Source organism: Roseicella frigidaeris (assembly GCF_003258945.1).
Taxonomy (GTDB): Bacteria; Pseudomonadota; Alphaproteobacteria; order Acetobacterales; family Acetobacteraceae; genus Paracraurococcus; species Paracraurococcus frigidaeris.
In genome coordinates this window covers 352,331-373,809 of sequence record NZ_QLIX01000002.1, presented here as the reverse complement: position 1 = coordinate 373,809, position 21,479 = coordinate 352,331, and the positions used below count along the sequence as shown (strand labels likewise).

General features: G+C 72.6%; 16 protein-coding genes. 6 read left to right on the top strand and 10 right to left on the bottom strand.

Annotated features, from left to right (window positions below; translation table 11 throughout):
* Nucleotides 1-14 precede the first annotated feature (14 nt).
* A complete protein-coding gene (locus DOO78_RS04565; RefSeq protein ID WP_111468534.1) occupies nt 15-1,214 on the bottom strand; it encodes an amidohydrolase family protein in 1,200 nt (399 codons plus the stop codon).
* Between the two features lie 172 nt (nt 1,215-1,386).
* Here DOO78_RS04565 and DOO78_RS04560 point away from each other — a divergent pair, with 172 nt between their 5' ends.
* The 6 genes from DOO78_RS04560 to DOO78_RS04535 all read left to right on the top strand — a co-directional run bounded on the left by DOO78_RS04560 (nt 1,387) and on the right by DOO78_RS04535 (nt 10,007).
* Nucleotides 1,387-2,406, top strand: a complete 1,020-nt coding sequence (locus tag DOO78_RS04560; protein WP_111468533.1) for an extracellular solute-binding protein — start codon at nt 1,387-1,389, stop codon at nt 2,404-2,406.
* Nucleotides 2,407-2,575: 169 nt separating this feature from the next.
* A complete protein-coding gene (locus DOO78_RS04555) occupies nt 2,576-4,045 on the top strand; it encodes an ABC transporter permease (protein WP_207802783.1) in 1,470 nt (489 codons plus the stop codon).
* Nucleotides 4,046-4,121: 76 nt separating this feature from the next.
* The gene (locus DOO78_RS04550; protein WP_111468532.1) at nt 4,122-4,982 is read left to right on the top strand and encodes an FAD binding domain-containing protein; all 861 of its coding nucleotides are present in this window, start codon (nt 4,122-4,124) and stop codon (nt 4,980-4,982) included.
* Nucleotides 4,979-7,681 (top strand): molybdopterin-dependent oxidoreductase, encoded by a 2,703-nt coding sequence (locus DOO78_RS04545; RefSeq protein WP_111468531.1) that lies wholly within the window; start codon nt 4,979-4,981, stop codon nt 7,679-7,681. The genes DOO78_RS04550 and DOO78_RS04545 overlap by 4 nt, the downstream gene beginning before the upstream one ends.
* Nucleotides 7,678-9,162 carry a 6-hydroxynicotinate reductase gene (locus DOO78_RS04540; protein WP_111468530.1) on the top strand — a complete coding sequence of 495 codons (1,485 nt, stop codon included), beginning with the start codon at nt 7,678-7,680 and terminating at the stop codon, nt 9,160-9,162. The genes DOO78_RS04545 and DOO78_RS04540 overlap by 4 nt, the downstream gene beginning before the upstream one ends.
* Complete coding sequence (locus DOO78_RS04535; protein ID WP_111468529.1) at nt 9,147-10,007, top strand: UPF0280 family protein; 861 nt, start codon at nt 9,147-9,149, stop codon at nt 10,005-10,007. Before DOO78_RS04540 ends, DOO78_RS04535 begins: the two co-directional genes overlap by 16 nt.
* Nucleotides 10,008-10,016: 9 nt before the next feature.
* Here the strand turns inward: DOO78_RS04535 and DOO78_RS04530 are convergent, their stop codons facing one another.
* The 9 genes from DOO78_RS04530 to DOO78_RS04490 all read right to left on the bottom strand — a co-directional run bounded on the left by DOO78_RS04530 (nt 10,017) and on the right by DOO78_RS04490 (nt 21,465).
* On the bottom strand, nt 10,017-10,718 hold the full coding sequence (locus DOO78_RS04530; protein ID WP_111468528.1) for an ABC transporter ATP-binding protein: 702 nt from the start codon (nt 10,716-10,718) through the stop codon (nt 10,017-10,019).
* Complete coding sequence (locus DOO78_RS04525; protein WP_111468527.1) at nt 10,718-11,476, bottom strand: ABC transporter ATP-binding protein; 759 nt, start codon at nt 11,474-11,476, stop codon at nt 10,718-10,720. Before DOO78_RS04525 ends, DOO78_RS04530 begins: the two co-directional genes overlap by 1 nt.
* Nucleotides 11,463-13,307: an ABC transporter permease gene (locus tag DOO78_RS04520; RefSeq protein WP_111468526.1), complete on the bottom strand. Its 1,845-nt coding sequence runs from the start codon at nt 13,305-13,307 to the stop codon at nt 11,463-11,465. The genes DOO78_RS04525 and DOO78_RS04520 overlap by 14 nt, the downstream gene beginning before the upstream one ends.
* Nucleotides 13,308-13,317: 10 nt before the next feature.
* The gene (locus DOO78_RS04515) at nt 13,318-14,502 is read right to left on the bottom strand and encodes an ABC transporter substrate-binding protein (RefSeq protein ID WP_243634364.1); all 1,185 of its coding nucleotides are present in this window, start codon (nt 14,500-14,502) and stop codon (nt 13,318-13,320) included.
* Nucleotides 14,503-14,611: 109 nt separating this feature from the next.
* Nucleotides 14,612-15,238, bottom strand: a complete 627-nt coding sequence (locus tag DOO78_RS04510; protein ID WP_111468524.1) for a peroxiredoxin — start codon at nt 15,236-15,238, stop codon at nt 14,612-14,614.
* Between the two features lie 99 nt (nt 15,239-15,337).
* Nucleotides 15,338-16,483, bottom strand: coding sequence for an acyl-CoA dehydrogenase family protein (locus DOO78_RS04505; protein WP_111468523.1), 1,146 nt, complete (start codon nt 16,481-16,483; stop codon nt 15,338-15,340).
* A gap of 5 nt (nt 16,484-16,488) precedes the next feature.
* On the bottom strand, nt 16,489-17,691 hold the full coding sequence (locus DOO78_RS04500; RefSeq protein WP_111468522.1) for an acyl-CoA dehydrogenase family protein: 1,203 nt from the start codon (nt 17,689-17,691) through the stop codon (nt 16,489-16,491).
* A 25-nt stretch (nt 17,692-17,716) separates the two neighbouring features.
* Nucleotides 17,717-19,378, bottom strand: coding sequence for an AMP-binding protein (locus tag DOO78_RS04495; RefSeq protein WP_111468521.1), 1,662 nt, complete (start codon nt 19,376-19,378; stop codon nt 17,717-17,719).
* The gene (locus tag DOO78_RS04490) at nt 19,378-21,465 is read right to left on the bottom strand and encodes a 3-hydroxyacyl-CoA dehydrogenase NAD-binding domain-containing protein (RefSeq protein WP_111468520.1); all 2,088 of its coding nucleotides are present in this window, start codon (nt 21,463-21,465) and stop codon (nt 19,378-19,380) included. Before DOO78_RS04490 ends, DOO78_RS04495 begins: the two co-directional genes overlap by 1 nt.
* Between the last annotated feature and the right edge of the window lie 14 nt (nt 21,466-21,479).

The window sequence follows — 21,479 nt, the reverse complement described above, 5'->3', positions numbered from 1 at the left end:
CTCCTCGGTCGCGCTCAGTGTCCGAGGACCTCGGGCACCCGCTCGGCCGGCGGGGTGTTGCGGCTGCGGCCGCAGCGCATGGCGCCATCGATCATGACGCCGCCGATGCCCGGGATGTCGCCGAGCTCGATGCTGTGCAGCAGGTCGCGGCCGGCTGTGTGCTGCGCCCGGTCGAGGAAGACCAGGTCGGCCGCGCGCCCCACCTCCAGCAGCCCGGCATCGAGGGCCCGGATGCGCGCGGTGTTGCCGGTGGCCAGCGCGATGGCCTCGGCGGCCGGGATGCCGCCGAGCGAGGAGAGCAGCGAGACCAGCCGCAGGATGCCGAGCGGCTGCACTCCCGAGCCGGCCGGGCTGTCGGTGCCGAGGATGACCCGGTGCAGCTGCCCCAGATCCCGCGCCGCCTGCACCGCCGCGATCGCCACCCGCTCGTTGCCGTTGTGCACGATCTCGATGGCGCGGCTCGACCGCTCGCAGAGCTCGCAGACATGCGCCTCCGGCAGGCTGGTATGGCCGCCATTGATATGGCCGATGATGTCGGCATCGGCCTCGAGCACCGTGTCCCGGTCGATCAGCCCGCTGCCGGGGATCGAGGGGCCGCCGGTATGGATGGTGCTCTGGATGCCGTGGCGGCGGGCCCAGGCGACCATCTCGCGCGCCTCGTAGCCGGCCTTGACCGAGCCGAGCCCGACCTCGCCGAGCAGGGTGACGCCGGCCGCCGCCAGCTCGGCGAAATCGCTCTCGACCATGCCCTTCTCGAGCACCGGCGCCCCGGCGAGCACCTTCACCCCGGCCGGCCGGGCATTCTCGAAGGCCCGCTGCGCGGTGATCGCCAGCGCCTTCAGGCCGAGTATGTCCTTCGGGCGGCCCGGCAGATGCACCTCGCCGGCCGAGATCATGGTGGTCACGCCGCCGTTCAGGCAGCTCTCCACCCAGCCGATCTGGGTCTGCCGCGGCGTCCAGTCGCCGATCACCGGATGCACGTGGCTGTCGATCAGGCCGGGCGCGACGGCGCAGCCATGCGCGTCGATGGTGGCATCGACCGGCCCGCGGGCGGCGAGCTCCGACTCGCGGCCGATGCCGACGATCCGCCCCGCCTCGATCAGCAGGGCATCCGCCTCCAGCAGCGGCCGGGCGAGGTCGCCGGAGAGCAGCAGGCCGATCCGCCGCACCAGGGTCCGTCCCGTCGCAGGTCCCGCCGCCTGCTCGACCGCCATCGCATCCGCCTCCTGCGCCGGGCCGGAGCCTAGAGCAGATCGCGGATGGGCGCGAAGGCCCGGCGGCCTGATTCCGCCCGGGTCACGATGGTCCGTGGCGAATTGCGATTGACTCGCAACTTGCACCGGCTAGGTTACGAACCGTCCATCTGGACCGGGGAAGCGAGGTCGCATGCTCAAGCAAGCCGGCGCCGCCATCGGGGCCCTTCTCCTCATGCTCGGCGCCGCGGCCGCGCGCGCCGCCGAGGTCAATCTCTACACGACCCGCGAGCCGGCGCTGATCCGCCCCCTGCTCGACCGCTTCACGCAGCAGACCGGCGTCACGGTGAACACGGTCTTCGTCCAGGGCGGGCTGGCCGAGCGCATCGCGGCCGAGGGGACCCGCTCCGCCGCCGATGTCGCCATGGTCGTCGATATCGGCAACCTGATGGAGCTGGTGGACCGGGACCTCGCCCAGCCTGTCCGGTCGGCCGTGCTCGAGGCCGCGATCCCGCCGGCCCTGCGCGGGTCCGACGGCCGCTGGTTCGCCCTCTCCCTGCGGGCCCGCGCCATCTACGCCTCGCGCGAGCGCGTCGCGGAGGCCGATGCGGCGCGCCTCACCTACGAGGCGCTGGCCGAGCCGCGCTTCCGCGGCCGCGTCTGCATCCGCTCCGGCCAGCATCCCTACAACACCGCGCTGTTCTCGACCCTGCTCGTGCAGCATGGCGAGCCATGGCTGCGGGACTACCTGACCCGGCTGAAGGCCAACCTGGCGCGGCAGGCCGCCGGCGGCGACCGCGAGGTGGCGCGCGATATCCTGGCCGGGCTCTGCGATGTCGGCCTGGCCAACACCTATTATGTCGGCCTCATGCTGTCGGGCCGCGGCGGCGAGGAGCAGCGCCACTGGGGCGAGGCGGTGCGCGTCGTCCTGCCGGCCGAGGGCACGGCGGTGAACGTCTCCGGCGCCGTCGTGGCGCGCCACGCCCCGAACCGGGCGGAGGCGGTCAGGCTGCTGGAGTTCCTCGCCTCGGAGGAGGCGCAATCCCTCTATGCGAAGGTGAATTTCGAGATGCCGGTGCGGCCCGACGCGCCGCTCGACCCGATCGTCGCCGGCTTCGGCCAGCTGCGGATCGGCGCCGTGCCGCTGCCCGAGATCGCCGCCCAGCGCAGCCGCGCCAGCCGCATCGTCGATGAGGTCGGCTTCGACCGCTGACCGCCCAAGGCGCGTGAGGCCAGGGCGCGTGAGGCCAGGGCGCGTGATGCGGCGATGTGGCTGCGGCTGATCGCCGGCGCCGCGGCGGCGCTGGTGATGCTGCCGGTCTTGGCCCTCGCCGGCGCCGCGGCGGCCGGCTCGGGCGAGCTCTGGCCGCATCTGCTGCGCCATGTCCTGCCCGCGGCGCTGCGCGAGACGGCTGCTGCTGGCCGGCGTCGGGCTGGTGGTGGTCGCGGTCGGCACCGGCACGGCCTGGCTGGTCACCTGCTACCGCTTTCCCGGGCGCCGCCTGCTGGCCGGCGCCCTGGTGCTGCCCATGGCGCTGCCCGGCTATGTCGCCGCCTATGCCTGGCTGGACGTGCTGCATCCCGCCGGGCCGGTGCAGATGGCGCTGCGGCGGAGCCTGGGGCTGACGGATCCGCGCGCGATCCCGCTGCCGGAGATCCGCTCCCTCGGCGGCTGCGTGCTGGTGCTGGGGATGGTGCTCTTTCCCTATGTCTATCTCGCCGCCCGCGCCGCCTTCCGCAGCCAGGGCCCCGGCCCGCTGCGCGCCGGCCGGTCGGCCGGGGCGACGGGGTGGCTGCTGTTCCGCCGCATCGGCCTGCCGATGGCGCGCCCGGCCATCGCCGCCGGCGCGGCGCTGGCGCTGCTGGAGACCCTGAACGATGTCGGCGCCGCCGATATCCTCGGCGTGCGCAGCCTGACGGTCGCCGTCTACGTCACCTGGATCACCCGCTCCTCGCTGCCGGGCGCGGCGCAGGTCGCCCTGGCATTGCTCCTGCTGGTGGCGGCCGTGCTGACGCTGGAGCGCTGGGCGCGCCGGCAGGCGCCCGGCGCGCCTGACCAGTCGGTCCCGCTCGAGCCGCGCCCCCTCCCCGGCGCCGCCGGGCTCCTCGCCATGCTGGCCTGCGCGCTGCCGGTGCTGCTGGGCTTCCTCCTGCCCGTCGCCTATCTCGCCTGGGCGGCCGGCCGGCGCGTCGCCGAATTCGGGCTGCCGCCGGACCTCGCCCGCTGGATCGCCCATAGCGGGATGTTCAGCGGCCTGGCGACGCTGCTGGCCCTCCTGCTGGCGCTGCCCATGGCCTATGGCGCGCGGCGCGAGCCGCGGCCCGGGCCGGGGGCGCTGCTGCTGCGGGCGGGCATGCTCGGCTATGCCTTGCCGGGCGGCGTGGCGGCGGTCGGCCTGACCATTGCCTTCGGCCGGCTGGACGACCTCGCCGCAGCCTGGGCGCCGATGGCGCTGTCCGGCAGCATGGCCGCCGTGGTTGCGGCCTATGTCATCCGCTTCCTCGCCATCCCGGCCGGCGGGCTGGATGCCGGCTACGCCCGCCTCCGCAGGGAGATGGACTGGTCCGCCCGCTCCATGGGGGCGTCGGAGGCGCGGCTCCTGTGCCAGGTCCATCTGCCGCTGCTGGCGCCCTCCCTCTCGGCCGCCGCGCTGCTGACCTTCCTCGATGCGATGAAGGAGTTGCCGGCGACCCTGCTGCTGCGGCCGCTGAACCGCGAGACCCTGGCGACGGCCCTCTATGCCGAGGCTGCGCGGGGCACCTATGAGGAAGGCGCCGTCGCCGCCCTCGCCCTGGTGGTGGTCGGCCTCGCCTCGGTCGCCCTGTTCATGGCCCGCCGGCCCGGCGGGTAGCGGCCGCACCCTCCTTTTGCTTGCGCCCTTGGCGGCGCCGGGTTGGGATTGGCCCGATCAGGCCATCCGGAGGGGCATGCCCGCCTATCATCGACCGACCTGCCTGCGGGAGGCGCTCGACCTGCTGGCGGCGGTGCCCGCGATGCAGCCGCTCGCGGGCGGCACCGACATCTACCCCGCCCGCGCCGCGGCCGAGGCCTGGCTGCAGCCGCGGGACCGCCCGCTGCTCGATCTCTCGGCGCTTCCCGGCATGGCCGGCATCGCCGAGCGCCCCGACCACCACCGCATCGGCGCCGGCACGCGCTGGGCGACGATCCGCGATGCCGGCTTGCCGCCCTGGTTCGACGGGCTGCGCGGGGCGGCGGCGTGGATCGGCGGCCGGCAGGTGCAGAGCCGGGCGACGCTCGGCGGCAATCTCTGCAACGCCTCGCCCGCCGCCGATGGCGCGCCGCCCCTGCTGGCGCTGGGTGCCGAGCTGGAGCTGGCATGCCGGGAGGGCCGGCGCCGCCTGCCGCTCAGCAGCTTCCTCCTGGGCAACCGCCGGACCGCCCTCGCCCCCGGCGAGATCATGACGGCGGTGATCGTGCCGAAGCCCGGCCGGGGCGCCACGGCCCGCTTCGACAAGCTCGGCAGCCGCGCCTTCCTGGTGATCTCGCTGGTTTCGGTGGCGGTGGTGATCGAGGCCGAGGCCGGCCGCATCACTCGCGCCCGCATTGCCATCGGCGCCTGCTCCGCGGTGCCGCAGCGCCTGCCGGCGCTGGAAGCAGATCTCGCCGGCCTGCCCCTGGGCTTGGCCGCCGCGGTGCCGGAGCCGGCGCATCTGGCCCCCCTCGCCCCGATCGACGATGTGCGGGCGAGCGCGGCCTACCGCCGCCACGCCGCGCTGGTGCTGCTGCGGCGCGCCCTCGCCCCATCGCTGGCGGGTGCGGCGGCATGACCAGCCCGGCCCTGCTGCTGCAGGTCAATGGCGAGACCCGCCGCGTGCTGGTGCCCGGCCAGACGCGGCTGAGCACCGTCCTGCGCGACGAGCTCGGCCTGACCGGCACCAAGATCGGCTGCGATGCCGGCGATTGCGGCGCCTGCACGGTGCAGATCGACGGCGTCCAGGCCTGCGCCTGCCTGGTGCCGGTGGCGCAGGCGGCGGGCCATGCCGTCACCACCGTGGAGGGGCTGGCCGCGACGCCCATGGGCGCCGCGCTGCAGCGCGCCTTCCTGCATCACGGGGCGGCGCAATGCGGCATCTGCACGCCGGGCATGCTGATGGCGGCGAGCGAGCTGCTCGCGGCCGAGGCCCGGCCGGAGGAGGCGGCGGTGGCGGCGGCGCTCGGCGGCGTGCTCTGCCGCTGCACCGGCTACCGCAAGATCGTCGAGGCGGTCTGCGACGCGCACCGTTTCCTCGGCGGCGGGCCGGAACCACGCGCGCCCTGGGCCGGCTGCGCCGTGGGCGAGCGCCTGCCGCGCGCCGATGGTCCTGCCAAGGTCACCGGCACGGATCGCTTCGGCGCCGATGCCGCGCCCGACGGCGCCCTCTGGCTGCGCGCCGTGCGCAGCCCCTATCCGCGCGCCCGCTTCGCCTTCGGCGACTGGGCGCCGCTGCTGGCGCGCCATCCCGGGCTGGCGCGGGTGCTGACGGCGGCCGACGTGCCGGGCCGCAACGGCTTCGGCATCTATCCCGACATCAAGGACCAGCCGGTCTTCGCCGAGGGCGAGGTGCGCTATCGCGGCGACTGCCTCTGCGCCCTGGTCGGCGACCGGGCGGCGCTGGAGGCGATCCGGACCGAAGAGTTGCCCATCGCCTGGACGCAACTCGCCCCGGTTACGCTCGAGGATGCGCTGGGTGGCGAGCCGGTGCAGCCGCGCTGGCCGGACAACGTGCTGACCACCGGCCGCGTGGTCTCCGGCGATGCCGAGGCGGCGCTGCGGACGAGCCGGCACAGCGCCGCGATCGAGATCGAGACCGGCTTCGTCGAGCATGCCTATATCGAGCCCGAGGCGGGCTGGGCGCGGCGGGTGGGCGACCGGATCGAGGTCTTCGCCTGCACCCAGGCCCCCTACATGGATCTCGAGGAGGTGGCCGGCGTGCTCGGCCTGCCGCAGGCGGCGGTGCGCATTATCCCCTCGGCCTGCGGCGGCGGCTTCGGCGGCAAGCTCGACGTCTCGATCCAGCCCATGCTCGCCATCGCCGCCTGGCTGCTGCATCGCCCGGTGCGCGCCGTGCTGCCGCGGGGCGAGAGCATGGCGAGCAGCACCAAGCGGCATCCGGCGCGCATCGCGGCCCGCGCCGGCTGCGACGCCGCCGGGCGCCTCACTAGCTTCGCCTTCGAGGGCCTCTACGAGACCGGCGCCTATGCGAGCTGGGGCCCGACCGTCGCCGGGCGGGTGCCGGTGCATGCCATGGGTCCCTACCGCGTGCCGGCGGTCGCCGCCCGGGCGCGCGCCATCTTCACCAACAACCCGCCGGCCGGCGCCTTCCGCGGCTTCGGCGTGCCGCAGGCGGCGATCGCGCAGGAGGCGCTCTGGGACCGGCTGGCCGATGCGGCGGGGCTCGACCGGCTGGAATTCCGGGCCCTGAACGCGCTGCGGGCGGGCGACGGGACGGCGACCGGGCAGCGGCTGGAGCATTCCGTCGGGCTGGTGGAGTGCCTCGACGCGCTGCGGCCGCGCTGGCGGGCGCTGCGCGCCGCAGCGGCGGCGGCCAATGCCCAGGCCGATGCGGAGGGCGGCCGCCGGCGGCATGGCGTCGGCATCGGCTGCATGTGGTACGGCATCGGCAATACCGGCATGTCGAACCCCTCGACCATGCGCCTCACCCTCGGGCCGGACGGCCTCGTCTTCCACAACGGCGCGGTCGATATCGGCCAGGGCAGCACCACGGCGCTGCTGCAGATCGCGGCCGATGCGCTCGGCCTGCCGGTCGCGGCCTTCCGCCTCGTGCTCGGCGACACCGACCTGACCGCGGATGCCGGCAAGACCAGCGCCTCCCGCCAGACCTTCGTCAGCGGCCGCGCCGCCGCCGAGGCCGGCCAGGCGCTGCGCCAGGCCATCCTGCTGCGGGCCAATGCCGGGCCGGAGGCGCGGCTGGCGCTGCGCGATGGCAGGCTGCTGGTCGATGGCCGCCCGGTCGGGCTGGAGACGCCGCTGGAGGGCATCGGCCGCTTCGATCCGCCGACCCGGCCGCTCGATGCCGATGGCCAGGGCATCCCCTATGCGACCTACGGCTTCGCGGCGCAGCTTGCCGCCCTCTCGGTGGATCTCGATCTCGGCACCGTGCATCTGCAACGCATCGTCGCGGCGCATGATGTCGGCCGGGCGATCAACCCCACCCTGGTCGAGGGCCAGATCCAGGGCGGCATCGCCCAGGGCATCGGCCTCGCCCTGATGGAGGAATACCTGCCCGGCCGCACCGAGAACCTGCACGACTACCTGATCCCGACCATCGGCGACGTGCCGGAGATCGAGTGCCTGCTGATCGAGGCGCGCGAGCCGCTCGGCCCTTTCGGCGCCAAGGGCATCGGCGAGCCGGCGCTGGTGGCGACCGCCCCGGCGATCCTCTCGGCGATCCGCGACGCGACCGGGGCCAGCCTGACCCGCATCCCCGCTCTGCCGCACCGCATCCTGGAGGCGCTGCACCGATGAGCCAGGACCGCACCGCCCTGCTAGGCGCGCGCGAGGGCGACGAGGGCATCATCCGCTGCGATGCCTGCCCCGTCCTCTGCCGCATCCGGCCCGGCCGCGCCGGTGCCTGCGACCGCTACGCCAACCGCGACGGCCGCCTGGTCCGCACCGAGCCGCTGCTGCTGCTGCACCGCACCCTGGCGGCGGGCGGCGCGACCGTGCCCTTCCTCGAGGCGGCCGAGGACTGGCAGGGCGGCATCGCCGCCGCGCGCGAGACCTTCGTGACCGGCATCGGCGCCGGCACCACCTATCCCGACTACAAGCCGGCGCCCTTCATCGTCGCCGCGCAGCATGCGGGGGTCGATACCGTCACCGTGGTGACGGAGGGCATCTTCAGCTATTGCGGGTTGAAGGTGAAGATCGACACCGACCGCTATCTCGGCCCGGAGACGGCAACCGTGCGGGTGGAGGGCGAGCCGGTCGGGCATGTCACCACCGCCGAATATGGCAGCCAGATGCTGAGCCTCGGCGGCGTGCGGCACCTCACGGGCGGCAGCAAGAAGGAGGGCAGCACCACCTGCGCCGCCATGCTGGCGCTCTGCGAGAAGGCGGCGGTCGAGGTGACGATCGATGGCGGCGCCCGGCTGGTGCTGCAGGCCGGCCAGGCGCCGATCGTCGATGGCGTGCCGGAGCGGCGCATGCGGGTCGGCTGCGGCAGCGCCGCCATCGGCATCTTCGCGCAGCAATGGCATGGCCATGTCGATGAGGTGATCGTCATCGACGACCACATCACCGGGCTGCTCTCCGAGCACCAGGCCGGGAAGTGCCTCGACATCCCGCCGAGCGGCATCCGCCTGCGCGGCCGTCGCTCGACGCCCGGCCGCTACTTCCAGGTGGCCGATCCCGGCACCGGCTGGGGCGGCACCGACATCACCGACCCGCTCGCCGTCATCGAGCGGATCGACCCGAAGCAGGCCTGGCCGGGGCTGCGGCTACTGCTGACCAGCACCACGGGCGAGGAGCATCTCTATGTCGAGCTCGACGAGGGGCTGCGCCCCGTGCCGGTGCCGACGCCGCCTGCCGTGCTGCGGACGGTCGAGCGCATCGGCGAGAATTGCGAGCCGGCCCTCACCTCCATCCTCTTCATGGCCGGCGCCGGCGGCAGCCTGCGCGCCGGGGTGACGGAAAACCCGGTGCGGCTGACCCGCGAGGTGCAGAACGGCCTGGTGCGGGTGACGATCGGCGGCGCGCCCTGCACCCTCTGGCCCGGTGGCGGCATCACCATCATGGCGGATGTGCTGCGGGTGCCGGAGGGCGCCTTCGGCACGGTGCCGACGCCCGCTTTGGTGGCGCCGATCGAGTTCACCCTGCGCGCCGACCTCTATGCCCGGCTCGGCGGCCATGTCGGGCATGCGATCCCGCTGGAACGCCTGCTCGCCGAGCATGGCGAGGCGGCGCGGCACGAGCCCTGGATGGCCGGGAATCCATGGCCGGCGCCGTGATCGCGGCGCTGCCGGACGGGCGGCTGCACCTGCAGGAGGGGCCGATCGACCTGGTGATCGGGCTCGACGGCACGCGCGCCGCCATGGCGGAGGCGGCGCGCCGGGCCGCGGCGGGTTTCGACGGACTGCTCGCCGGGCTGGCCGCGGAACTGCCGCTGCTGCGCCAGCCGGTCGGCGCCGATCCCCCTGCCCTGCGCGGCCCCGTCGCGCGGCGTATGGCGGCGGCGGTCTGGCCCTTCCGCCGCGACTACATCACGCCGATGGCCGCGGTGGCCGGTGCCGTGGCGGACGAGCTGTGCGAGGCCATCGCCGGCACGCCGGGCCTGCTGAGCGCGCATGTCAACAATGGCGGCGACATCGCGCTCTTCCTCGCCCCCGGCCAGGCGCTGCGGGTCGGCCTCGTGCGCAGCCTGCAACGCGCCGCGCCGGAGGGGCTGGTGCGCCTCGCCGCTGCCGACCCGGTGCGCGGCGTCGCCACCTCCGGCTGGCCGGGCCGCAGCTTCTCCCGCGGCATCGCCGATGCCGTCACCGTGCTGGCGGCGAACGGGGCCGCGGCCGATGCCGCCGCCACGGTCATCGCCAATGCCGTCGATGCCGAGCATCCGGCGATCCGGCGGGCGCCGGCGCGGTCGCTCGATCCCGACAGCGATCTCGGCGAGCGGCTCGTCACCACGGAGGTCGGGCCGCTGCCGGAGGCGGTGATCGCCGCGGCGCTCGAGGCCGGCGCGGCGGTGGCGGAGGCGCTGCTGCAGCGCGGCCTGATCCAGGCGGCGCTGCTGGCGCTGCAGGACGGGCTGCGCAGCGTCGGCGATCCGCGGCTGCTGCCGGGCTGCGGGCCCGGTTGAGCGGCCGGCTCAGACGGAAAGATACTGCTCGCGGATCCCGGCATCGGCCATCAGCGCCGCCATGCCGCCTTCCCAGCGGATGCGGCCCTTCTCGATGATGGTGGCGCGGTCGCTGACGGCACGGGCGAAATGCAGGTTCTGCTCGGAGAGCAGGATCGAGAGCCCCTCGGCCTTCAGCGCCAGGATCGCCTCGGCCATGCGCTCCACCACCACCGGGGCGAGGCCCTCGCTCGGCTCGTCGAGCAGCACCAGGCGCGGCTGGCCCATCAGGGTGCGGGCGATGGTCAGCATCTGCTGCTCGCCGCCGCTCATGCGGCCGCCCGGCCGGTGGCGCATGGCGCCGAGGCTCGGGAAGAGCGCGAAGAGCCGCTCCGGCGTCCAGGCCTGCTGCCCCGGCGGCGCGGGGCGGCGGCCGACCTCGAGATTCTCCATCACCGTCAGCTCGGAGAAGATGCGCCGCTCCTCCGGCACATAGCCGAGGCCGAGCCGGGCGATCTCGAAGGGCGGGCGCCCGGCGATCTCCTGGCCGCGGAAGCGGATCCGTCCGGCGCTCGGCGGCACCAGCCCCATGATCGCCTTCAGGGTGGTGCTCTTGCCGGCGCCGTTGCGGCCGAGCAGGACGACCACCTCGCCGGCCGCGACGGTCAGCCCGACTTCGGCGAGGATCTGGGCGCGGCCATACTGCGCCGCGAGGCCGCTGACCTCCAGCATCAATGCCCGCCCTGGGTGGCGCCGGAGCCGAGATAGACCTCGCGCACCCGCGCATCGGCCCGCACCGCGGCAGGCGCGCCCTCGGCGATCGGCGCGCCGCGGTCGAGCACCAGGATCCGGTCGGCATGCGCGAAGACCACGTCCATGTCGTGCTCGGTGAAGAGGACGGCGATCCGCCGCTCGCGGGCGATGCGCGCCGTCAGCGCCATCAGCGCCACCCGCTCCTGCGGCGCCATGCCGGCCGTCGGCTCGTCCATCAGCAGCAGTGCCGGGTCGTTCGCCAGGGCGATGGCGAGCTCGACCCGCTTGAGGTCGCCATAGGCCAGGATGCCGCAGGGACGCTCCGCCTGCGCCGCGATGCCGAGCCGCGCCAGCAGCGCTTCGGCGGGCGCCCGGTCCATGGCGGAGACCGGCCGCCAGAGCCGGCCGAGGCGCCCCTGGTGCGAGAGCAGCGCCATCTGCACGTTCTCCAGCACCGTCATGGAGCCGAAGGTGGCGGTGACCTGGAAGGTGCGGCCGACGCCGAGGCGCCAGACCTTGCGCGGCGCGAGGCCGGTGATGTCCTGCCCACGGAGGCGCACGCGGCCCGCATCGGGCCGCAACTGGCCGTTCAGCATGTTGAAGCAGGTGGATTTGCCGGCGCCGTTCGGGCCGATGAGCGCCAGCATCTCGCCCGCCTCGACGGCGAAGGAGACGCCGCGCACCGCCTCGACGCCGCCGAAGCGCTTGCGCAGCCCTTCCGCCTCAAGCACCGCCATGGCGGCCCTCCCAGCGCGCGCGGGCGGCGCCGGCCAGCCCCTGCGGGAAGAACAGAACCAGCAGCAGGATCGTCGTGCCGAGCATGAGGCGCCAGAGATCGGTCAGGCGCATGAGCTGCTCCTGCAGCCCGGTATAGGCGATGGCGCCGAGGATCGGCCCGCTCAGCGTCTGCACCCCGCCCAGCAGGACCATGAGCAGCGCATCGACGCTGCGCGGGATGCCGAGATAGGTGGGGAAGACGCTGCCCTTGGCATAGGCGAAGAGCCCGCCGGCCAGCCCGGCCATGACGGCGGCCAGCGCGAAGGCGCGCCAGCGGATGGCGAAGGCGTCGATGCCGATCGTCTCCGCCCTGAGGGCGCTGTCCCGCTGCGCCCGGAGGGCATAGCCGAAGGGGGCGCGGATCACCCGGCGCAGGAGGAGGGTCGCCGCCAGGCAGAGGCCGAGCGTCAGATAGTAGTAGACCAGCCGCGGTGCCGCCCAGGCATCCGGCCAGACGCCGAGGATGCCGTTGTCGCCGCCCGTCACCTCGCTCCATTGGAAGGCGACGGACCAGGCGATCTGGGCGAAGGCGAGGGTCAGCATCGCCGCATAGACCCCGGAGAGGCGGACGCAGAACCAGCCGAAGAGCAGGCCGCCCAACCCCGCCGCCACCGGCGCCAGGGCGAGGCCGATCGCCATCGGCGCCAGCAGCCATTTGGCGGCGAGCGCCGCGCTATAGGCGCCGAGGCCAAAATAAGCGGCATGGCCGAAGCTCGCCATGCCGCCCGGCCCCATGATGAGATGCAGGCTGGCGGCGAAGAGGATCAGGATGGCGATCTCGGTCAGCACCGAGAGCGCGTAATCCCCGGCGAAGGGCGGCAGCGCCAGCGCCGCGAGCAGCGCCGCGAGCCCGAGCCAGACCAGCGGCCGCGGCGTCGCGCCGATGGCGGGCTCGGCCGCCGCCCCGGCCGCCGCCGGCGCCTGGGCGCGGCCCAGCAAGCCATGCGGCCGCATGACCAGCACCACCGCCATCACCAGGAAGACGAGCACCAGCGTGATCTTCGGCAGGACGAGGATGCCGAGGGCGTGCAGCTCGCCGATCAGCAGGGCGGCCAGCGCCGCGCCCATCAGGCTGCCGAGGCCGCCGACGACGACCACCACGAAGGCCTCGACGATGATGGCGAGGTCCATGCCGAGATTGACGCTCTCGCGCGGCAGCTGCAGCGCGCCCCCCAGACCGGCCAGGCAGGCGCCGAGGAAGAAGACGCTGGTGAAGAGCATGCGCTGGTTGACGCCGAGGGCCCCGACCATCTCCCGGTCCTGGGTTGCCGCGCGCACCAGCATGCCCCAGCGCGTGCGGTGGAAGAGCAGGTGCAGCAGGAGAAGGACGACCGGCCCGACCGCGATCAGGAACAGCTCGTAATCCGGGAAGCGCAGCCCGAGGATCATCGTGCCGCCGCGCAGCCCGGGCGCCCGCGGCCCGAGCAGGTCCTGCGCCCCCCAGAGGAGCAGCGCGAGGTCTTGCACGATGAGCACGACGCCGAAGGTCGCCAGCAGCTGGAACAGCTCCGGCGCCCGGTAGATGCGGCGGAGCAGCAGCGTCTCGATCGCGATGCCGATCAGCCCGACGCCGAGCGCGGCCGCCAGGATGCCGCCCCAGAAGCCGAGATGGCCGCGCGGCAGGGCGGTGACCAGGCTCCAGGCCAGGTAGGCGCCCAGCATGTAGAAGGAGCCATGGGCGAAGTTGACGATGCGGCTGACGCCGAAGATGACCGTCAGCCCGCTCGCCACCAGGAAAAGGGACGAGGCGCTTGCCAGGCCGCTGAGCGCCTGAAGAACCAGGGTCTCCAAGGCGCCTGGATCAGCTTTGCGGTCGCAGCTGGCGCACCGTCTCGTCGGGCGGCAGGTAGTCCTTGCCATCGGCATAGTGCCAGTCGGCCATGGTGCCCCGGCCGTTCTTCAGCACGGTGCGGCCGACGAAGGCACCCATGGTCGATTGATGGTCGATGGCGCGGAACTCCACCGGCCCGAAGACCGAGCCGAAGCGCAGCCCCGCCATGGCATCCACCATCGCCTCCGATTCCACGGCCGTCGCCTTCCGCAGCATGGCGGCGATGGCCATGACGGTATCGTGCCCGACCACGCTGCCGAGCCGTGGGTGGTCGTTCCAGCGCTTGCGGTAGGCGTCGCGGAAGGCAGCATGCTCCGGGGTGTTCACCTGCTCCCAGGGATAGCCCGTGACGATCCAGTTCTCCGGCGCCTCGTCCTGCAGCGGGTCGAGATATTCGGGCTCGCCGGTGAGGAGCGAGACGACGCGCCGCTGCTCGAACAGCCCGCGGGTCAGGCCTTGGCGGACGAAATTGGTCAGGTCGGCCCCGAAGGTGACGTTGAAGATCGCCTCCGGATTCGCCGCGGCGAGCGCCTGCACCGTGGCGCCGGCATCGATGCGGCCGAGTGCCGGGAATTGCTCGGCGACGAAGCTCACATCGGGGCGGTGGCGCGTCAGCAGCTCCTTGAACCAGCGCACGGCCGACTGGCCGTATTCGTAGTTCGGCGCCACGCAGGCCCAGCGCTTCGCCGGCAGCTTCGCCGCCTGCTCCACCAGCATCGCCGACTGCATGTAGGTGCTGGCGCGCAAGCGGAAGGTGTAGCGGTTGCCGCGCGACCAGACGAGCGCATCCGTCAGCGGCTCGGAGGCGACGTAGAGCATACGGTTCTGGTTGGCGTAATCGGAGATGGCGAGGCCGATATTCGACAGGAAGCCGCCCGCGAGCAGCGCCACCTTCTCGGCATTCGCCAGCTCCCCGGCCAGGCGGACCGCATCCTCCGGCTTGCCGCCATCGTCGCGATGCAGCGTCTCCAGCCGCCGGCCATTGATGCCGCCGGCGGCGTTCACCTGCTCCAGCGCCAGGGTCCAGCCATTGCGATAGGGCAGCAGGAAGGCCGGCTGCGCCGTGTAGCTGTTGATCTCGCCGATCCGGATCGCGCCTGCCGGTGCCTGAGCAAGCGCGGGCGCTGCCAATACCGTCCCTGCACCTGCCAGCATCTGGCGGCGCCCGAACAACCGAACCGTCATGTCGCCCCCGGTCGCGTCTCGTCCTGCGATGCACGCATGCAACCGCAACGCTCCCTCCGGCGCAAGACCCCTGGAGCCGTTACTTCACCTCAACGTAACGCAGATAGGGCTTCTTCGCCTCCCAGCCCTGCGGGAAGAGCGTCCTCGCCTGCTCATCCGGGATGGAGGGCGGGATGATGCCGCGCTCGCCCGGGCGCCAGTTCACCGGCGTCGCCACCTTGGCGCGGTCGGTGAGCTGCAGGCTGTCGATGACGCGCAGGATCTCGTCGAAATTCCGCCCCGTGCTCGGCGGATAGACCATGAAGAGCCGCACCTTCTTCTGCGGATCGATGATGAAGACGGTGCGCACGGTGATGCTGGGATCGGCATCCGGATGCACCATGCCGTAGAGGTTGGCGACCTGCTTCTCCGGGTCCGCGATCATCGGGAAGTTCACCGCATGCCCCTGGGTCTCGGCGATATCCGCCTCCCAGCCGGCATGGCTGTCCACCGGATCGACCGAGAGGCCGATGACCTTGACGCCGCGACGGTCGAATTCCGGCTTCAGCCGCGCCGTCTCGCCGAGCTCGGTGGTGCAGACCGGCGTGTAGTCCTTCGGGTGGCTGAACAGCACGCCCCAGGCGCCGCCGAGCCAGTCATGGAAGCGGATGCGGCCCTGGGTGGTATCGGCCTCGAAATCCGGTGCAGTCTGGCCGAGCTGGATCATGACTCAGGTCTCCCCATGCGCGGGCGGCCGCCGCCGGCCGCCCGTGCCTCACCTTGGCAAGCCGGCCGGCCACGACAAGGGCCGGCCGCGCCAGAGGCCTCAGGCGGCGGCGACCAGGCCGCCGCTGCTGGCCAGGTAGCGAAGCCAATAATCCGCATCGCCGAACATGGCGTCGTTCACCGTCAGCCGCTTGAAGTAATGCCCGGCGGCATATTCCATCGTCATGGCGATGCCGCCATGCAGCTGGATCGACTGCTGCCCGACGAAGCGCGCCGAGCGGCCGATCTGCACCTTGACCGAGGCCATGTTCTTGCGCCGCTCGACCGGGTCGCGCTCCTCGACGCCCATGGCGGCGAAGTAGGACATGCTGCGCGCCTGCTCGAGCTGCACGAGCATGTCGGCGGCGCGGTGCTGCAGCGCCTGGAAGCTGCCGATCGGCCGGTCGAACTGCTTGCGGGTCTTCATGTAGTCGATCGTCATGTCATGCGCGACCTGCATGCAGCCGACCGCCTCGGCGGCGAGCGCCACGATGGTCTCGTCCACCACCTGGTCGACCAGCGGCAGCCCGTCCTCCGGACTGCCGAGCACCGCCTCGGCCTGGGCGCCGGAGAACTCCACTTCGGCGGCGCGCTGCCCGTCCACGGTGCGGTAGCCGCGGCGGGTGACGCCCGGCCCCGTGGCATCGACCAGGAAGACGCCGATGCCCTTGTGGTCGCGCTGGCCGCCGGCGGTGCGGGCGGTGACGATCAGCTTCCCGGCGCTGTCGCCGTGGATGACCATGCCCTTGCGGCCGTTGATCACCCAGGCGGAGCCGTCCCGCTTCGCCGTCGTCGCCACGTCGTTCAGGTCGTAGCGCGATTGCCGCTCGGTATGCGCGAAGGCGAGGCGCAGCTCGCCGCCGGCGATCTGCGGCACGAGCTCGGCGCGCAGCTCGGCCGTCGCGCCGTGGCGGAGGAAGCCGCCGCCGGTGACCACGGTCGGGATCCAGGGCTCGAGCGCGATCGCCTTGCCGAGCTGCTCGGCGACGAGCATGGTCTCGACGTTGCTGCCGCCGAAGCCGCCCTCATCCTCGGCGAAGGGCAGGCCGAGCAGGCCGAGCTCGGCATACTGCGCCCAGATCTCCTTGCTCCAGCCCTCCGGCGATTGCATGAAGGCCTTGCGCTGCTCGAAGCCGTACCGGTCGGTCAGCAGCCGGGCCACGCTGTCCTGGAGGAGACGCTGCTCCTCGGTCAGATCGAAATCCATGTGCGTCAGAGTCCCAGGAAGGCCTTGGCCATGATGTTGCGCTGGATCTCGTTGGATCCGCCGTAGATCGACTGCTTGCGCCAGTTGAAGTAGACGCCGGCGAGGCCGAAGGCCCAGTCGGGCGCGACGTCGATGTCGTTGCTGCCCTCGGCCTCCGGGTCGCCATCGACCCAGGCATAGGGCCCGGCCGCCTTCATCAGCAGCTCGGAGCACATCTGCTGGATCTCGGTGCCCTTGATCTTCAGCACCGAGGTCGCCGGGTCGGGCTTCTTGTCCTTGCGCTTGCTCTCGGAGGCGATGACGCGCATCACCGTCATCTCGAGCGCCTTCAGCTCGACCTCGATCTCCGTCACCTTGCGGGCGAAATCCGGGTCCTCCATCAGGGGCCGGCCGCCATCCATGCTCTCGGTCGAGGCGATGGTCTTCAGGCGACGGATGCGCTCGCGGCTGGCGCCGACGCGGGCCTGGCCGAAACGCTCGTTGCCGAGCAGGAATTTGGCGCAGTCCCAGCCCTTGTTCTCCTCGCCGACCAGGTTCTCCACCGGCACCTTCACGTCGTCGAGGAAGACCTCGTTCACCTCATGCCCGCCCTCGATGGTGATGATCGGGCGGACGGTGATGCCGGGCGTCTTCATGTCGCAGAGCAGGAAGGAGATACCCTCCTGCTTCTTCGCCGCCGGATCGGTGCGGACCAGCAGGAAGATCCAGTCGGCATGCTGCGCCAGCGTCGTCCAGGTCTTCTGGCCGTTGACGATGTAATGGTCCCCCTGGCGCACCGCGCGGGTCTTCAGCCCGGCGAGGTCGGAGCCGGCGCCGGGCTCGGAGAAGCCCTGGCACCACCAGTCGTCCAGATTGGCCATGCGCGGCAGGAAGCGCCGCTTCTGCTCCTCGGTGCCGAACTCGGCGATGACCGGGCCGCACATATTGGTGTTGAAGGCGAGCGGCTGCGGCGCCGGCGCCTGCTGCAGCTCCTCGCGGAAGATGTAGCGCTGGCCGAGGGTCCAGTCCGGCCCGCCCCATTCGCGCGGCCATTCCGGCGTCGCCCAGCCCTTGGCGTTCAGCTTGCGCTGCCAGTCCACCACCATCTGCTTGGTGGGCGACTTGCCGGCCAGCATCCGCTCGCGCGTCTCCTGCGGCAGTTCCTTCGCAATGAACTCCCGGACTTCCTTCCGGAAGGCCTGCTCCGCCTCGCTGAAGCGCAACTCCATGGCTCTCTCCCTGTGACTCGGTCTCTCAATCGGCGGCCCGGCGCCGTTCCTCCTCGATCAGCTCGAGCTTGGCCAGCTTGCCGACCGGCGTGCGCGGCAGGCTCTCGCGGATCTCGAGCGCCGCCGGCATCTCATGCCGGCCGAGCCGGTCGGCGAGGAAGACCTGCAACCCCTCCAGCGTGAAGGGCACGGCGCCCGGCCGCAGGGTGACGAAGGCCTTCGCCGCCTGGCCGCGATAGGCATCGGCGATCCCGATGACGGCGCATTCCGCGACATCCGGATGGGCGTGGATCGCCTCCTCGATGATCCGCGGATAGACGTTGAACCCGCCGCAGAGGATCATCTCCTTCTTCCGGTCCGTCAGGACGAAGACGCCGTCCGGCTCCATATGCCCGATATCGCCGGTGAGGAAGAAGCCGTCGCGGAAGGCCTGGGCCGTCGCCTCGGCCTGCCGCCAGTAGCCGGCGAAGAGGTTGGGGCCGCGGACCGCGATCTCGCCCGTCTCGCCCGGCGGCAGCGGCCGTCCCGGGTCGTCGAAGGCCACGATGCGCATCTCGATCCCCGGCAGCGGCACGCCGATCGTGCCGGGCCGCTTCGGCGCGCCCTCCCAATTGGGCTGGCTGGTCCCGGCCGGCGCCGTCTCGGTCATGCCCCAGCCGGCGCCGATGCGCATGCCGGTGACGCGCTCGAAGCGCGCCGCCACCTCGGCCGGCAGCGCGGCGCCGCCGGAGGCCACGCCGCGCAGCGAGGACAGATCCGCCTGGTCGATGCGCGGGTGGTTGGCGAGCGCGATCCACATGGTCGGCACGCCGCACATGTCGCTCGCCCGCCGCTCCTCGATGTCGCGCAGCACGGCATCGGCGTCGAAGCGCGCATGCAGCAGCATCTCGTCGCCGCGGGCCAGCGACACCAGCAGGTCGACGGTGAAGGCATAGATGTGGAAGAGCGGCAGCACGCAGATGACGCGGCGGTGCCGCCGTTCCGCCTCCGGCCCGCGGCCGCCGTTCCAGAGCCCGTATTGCGCGCAAGCGGCGGTCAGGTTGCCATGGGTGAGCATGGCGCCCTTGGGCAGGCCGGTGGTGCCGCCGGTGTATTGCAGCAGCATGACGTCGCCGGGCCGCACCGCTGGCAGGGCGGCGGGCGCCGCGGCCGCCAGCCAGTCCTCCAGCCGCACCGCCTCGGCGGGAATCGGCGCTGAGGCGGGCCCCTCCCCCCACTGCGCGTCGTCCCCGACCGCCAGCACCTCCACCAGCCCCTCGGCGCGCAGCAGGCCGGCGAGCCGCAGCAGCCCCTCCTGCGCCAGCGTCACCAGCACGCGCGCGCCGCTGTCCCGCAGCTTGTGGCGAAGGGTGCGCGGCGCATCGAGCGGCGAGAGCTGCGTCACCCGCAGCCCGGCGAGCGCCGCGCCGAAGACCACCGCCGGATGGAAGGCGGTGTTGCCGAGCAGCAGCGCGACGCCGTCGCGCGCCGCCGGCAGCGCGAGCAGCGCGCCCGCCACGCGCCGCGCCATCGCCGCCAGCTCCTCGTAGCGGATCGCGGCATCGCGGTAGCGCAGCGCCACGCGCGGCCCGAACTCGGCCGCGCTGCGCGCCAGCAATTGCCCGAGCGTGCCCGGCTCGATCGGGACGCCCCAATCGAGCCTGGGCGGATAGACCGCCTCCCAGGGGAAGGGCCGGCCTTCGCTCATCAGCCCTTCGCGGCGCCCTTCAGCGTGGCGAAGCTGCCGCCCTCCTTAGCCAGCCGCTCGATCAGCGCCGCCGGCTTCAGGTTCGGGTCGTTGGTCGTCTCGGCGTAATGCGCCAGCTTGTCGCGCACTGCCTTCAACCCGATCCGGTCGGCGAAGAACATCGGCCCGCCGCGGAAGGCCGGCCAGCCGAAGCCGTTGACGAAGATGACGTCGATGTCGATGGGGCGATAGGCGATCCCCTCCTCGAGGATGCGGGCGCCCTCGTTCACCATCGGCAGCAGCACCCGCTCCAGGATCTCGCCATCCTCGATCTTGCGCCGCCGCACCTGCATCTTCTCGGCGAGATCGAGGATGATCTGCTCGACCTCCTTCGAGGGGATGCGCTTGCGGTTCTCGTCGTAGTCGTAATAGCCCTTGCTGGTCTTCTGGCCGAGCCGCCCGGCGGCGACCACCGCATCGGCCACCGGCGCCACCGTGCCGCGCGCCTTACGCACCGCCGCGCCGATATCGAGCCCGGCCAGGTCGCCGGTGGCGAGCGGGCCCATGGCCATGCCATAGCCCTCCATCACCCGGTCGATATCCTGCGGCAGGCAGCCCTCCAGCAGCAGCTTCTCGATCTGCGGCCCGCGCTTGCCGGTCATCCGGTTGCCGACGAAGCCGTCGCAATTGCCGACCAGCACCGGCAGCTTGCCGATCCGCTTGCCCACCTCGGTGGCGGTGGCGATGGTCGCCGGGCTAGAGGCCTTGCCCTTCACGTTCTCCAGCAGCCGCATGACATTGGCCGGGCTGAAGAAGTGCATGCCGATGACGAGCTCGGGCCGCTGCGTCGCCGAGGCGATCTCGTCGATGTCGAGGGTCGAGGTGTTGGAGGCGAGCACCACGCCCGGCCGCGCCGCCTTGTCGAGCCGGGCGAAGACCTCCTTCTTCACCGCCATGTTCTCGAACACCGCCTCGATGACGAGATCGGCCTCGCCGACCGCCTTCTCGAAGTCGGTGGTGCCGGAGAGCAGGGCGCGGCGCTTCTCGTACTCGGCCTGGGAGAGGCGGCCGGACTTCACGGTGCGCTCCCAATTCGCCTCGCAGCGCTTGAGGCCCTTCTGCAGCGCCTCCTCCGAGGTCTCGACCATCGTCACCGGCAGGCCGAAATTCGCCGCCGACATGGCGATGCCGCCGCCCATGGTGCCGCCGCCGATGACGACGAGGCGGTTCACCGGCAGCGGCTTCGCCTCCGCTGGCAGGTCGGGGATGCGCTGCGCCTCGCGCTCGCCGAAGAAGATGTGCCGCAGCGCCTGGCTCTGCTCGCCCTGCACCAGGCGGGTGAACTGCTCGCGCTCGACGTTCAGCCCATCCTCGAAGGGCATGGTGAAGGCGGCGCGCACCGCGGCGACGCAGCCGAGCGGGCTTTCCTGGCCGCGGCTGCGGGCGGTGAGCTTCTTGGCGGCCTCGTCGAATTGCGCGGCGTCGTAGCCGGCGATCCGGTCCGTCCGGTTGCGTGCCAGGGTGAAGGACGTCCCGGCATTCTCCCGCGCCCAGGCGATGGCGGCATGCTCCAGGTCGCCGCCCAGCACCGCATCGACGAAGCCGAGGCGCTGGGCTTCCTCCGGCGTCACCGACTCGCCGGAGACGATGAGGCGGAGCGCCTCGAGCCCGATCAACCGCGGCAGGCGCTGCGTGCCGCCCGCCCCCGGCACGAAGCCGCGCTTGACCTCCGGCAGGCCGAGCTGCGCGCCCGGCGAGGCGACGCGGGCATGGCAGGCGAGCGCCAGCTCCAGCCCGCCGCCGAGCGCATTGCCGTGGATCGCGGCGATCACCGGCACCTTCGACTGCTCGATGGCGTCGAACACCTCCGGCAGCGAGGGCGGCTTCCGCGGCTTGCCGAACTCGGTCATCTCGGCCCCGGCCGAGAAGCCGCGGTTCGACCCCATCAGCACGATGGCCCGCGCGCCCTCGCGCGTCGCCGCCTGGATGCCGTCCAGCAGGCCGGCGCGGACCTCGGTCCGCAGCGTGTTCACCGGCGGATTGGCGATGCGGAGGACGTGGATGTCGCCGTCCCGCGCATGCTCGACGAATTGCGGCTCTCCGGCCATGGCTCCCCTCCGTA

Coding starts and splice junctions, on each gene's coding strand:
- DOO78_RS04565 (WP_111468534.1), bottom strand. CDS start 1,214: ATGGCGGTCGAGCAGGCGGCGGGACCTGCGACGGGACGGACCCTGGTG.
- DOO78_RS04560 (WP_111468533.1), top strand. CDS start 1,387: ATGCTCAAGCAAGCCGGCGCCGCCATCGGGGCCCTTCTCCTCATGCTC.
- DOO78_RS04555 (WP_207802783.1), top strand. CDS start 2,576: ATGTCCTGCCCGCGGCGCTGCGCGAGACGGCTGCTGCTGGCCGGCGTC.
- DOO78_RS04550 (WP_111468532.1), top strand. CDS start 4,122: ATGCCCGCCTATCATCGACCGACCTGCCTGCGGGAGGCGCTCGACCTG.
- DOO78_RS04545 (WP_111468531.1), top strand. CDS start 4,979: ATGACCAGCCCGGCCCTGCTGCTGCAGGTCAATGGCGAGACCCGCCGC.
- DOO78_RS04540 (WP_111468530.1), top strand. CDS start 7,678: ATGAGCCAGGACCGCACCGCCCTGCTAGGCGCGCGCGAGGGCGACGAG.
- DOO78_RS04535 (WP_111468529.1), top strand. CDS start 9,147: ATGGCCGGCGCCGTGATCGCGGCGCTGCCGGACGGGCGGCTGCACCTG.
- DOO78_RS04530 (WP_111468528.1), bottom strand. CDS start 10,718: ATGCTGGAGGTCAGCGGCCTCGCGGCGCAGTATGGCCGCGCCCAGATC.
- DOO78_RS04525 (WP_111468527.1), bottom strand. CDS start 11,476: ATGGCGGTGCTTGAGGCGGAAGGGCTGCGCAAGCGCTTCGGCGGCGTC.
- DOO78_RS04515 (WP_243634364.1), bottom strand. CDS start 14,502: ATGCTGGCAGGTGCAGGGACGGTATTGGCAGCGCCCGCGCTTGCTCAG.
- DOO78_RS04510 (WP_111468524.1), bottom strand. CDS start 15,238: ATGATCCAGCTCGGCCAGACTGCACCGGATTTCGAGGCCGATACCACC.
- DOO78_RS04505 (WP_111468523.1), bottom strand. CDS start 16,483: ATGGATTTCGATCTGACCGAGGAGCAGCGTCTCCTCCAGGACAGCGTG.
- DOO78_RS04500 (WP_111468522.1), bottom strand. CDS start 17,691: ATGGAGTTGCGCTTCAGCGAGGCGGAGCAGGCCTTCCGGAAGGAAGTC.
- DOO78_RS04495 (WP_111468521.1), bottom strand. CDS start 19,378: ATGAGCGAAGGCCGGCCCTTCCCCTGGGAGGCGGTCTATCCGCCCAGG.
- DOO78_RS04490 (WP_111468520.1), bottom strand. CDS start 21,465: ATGGCCGGAGAGCCGCAATTCGTCGAGCATGCGCGGGACGGCGACATC.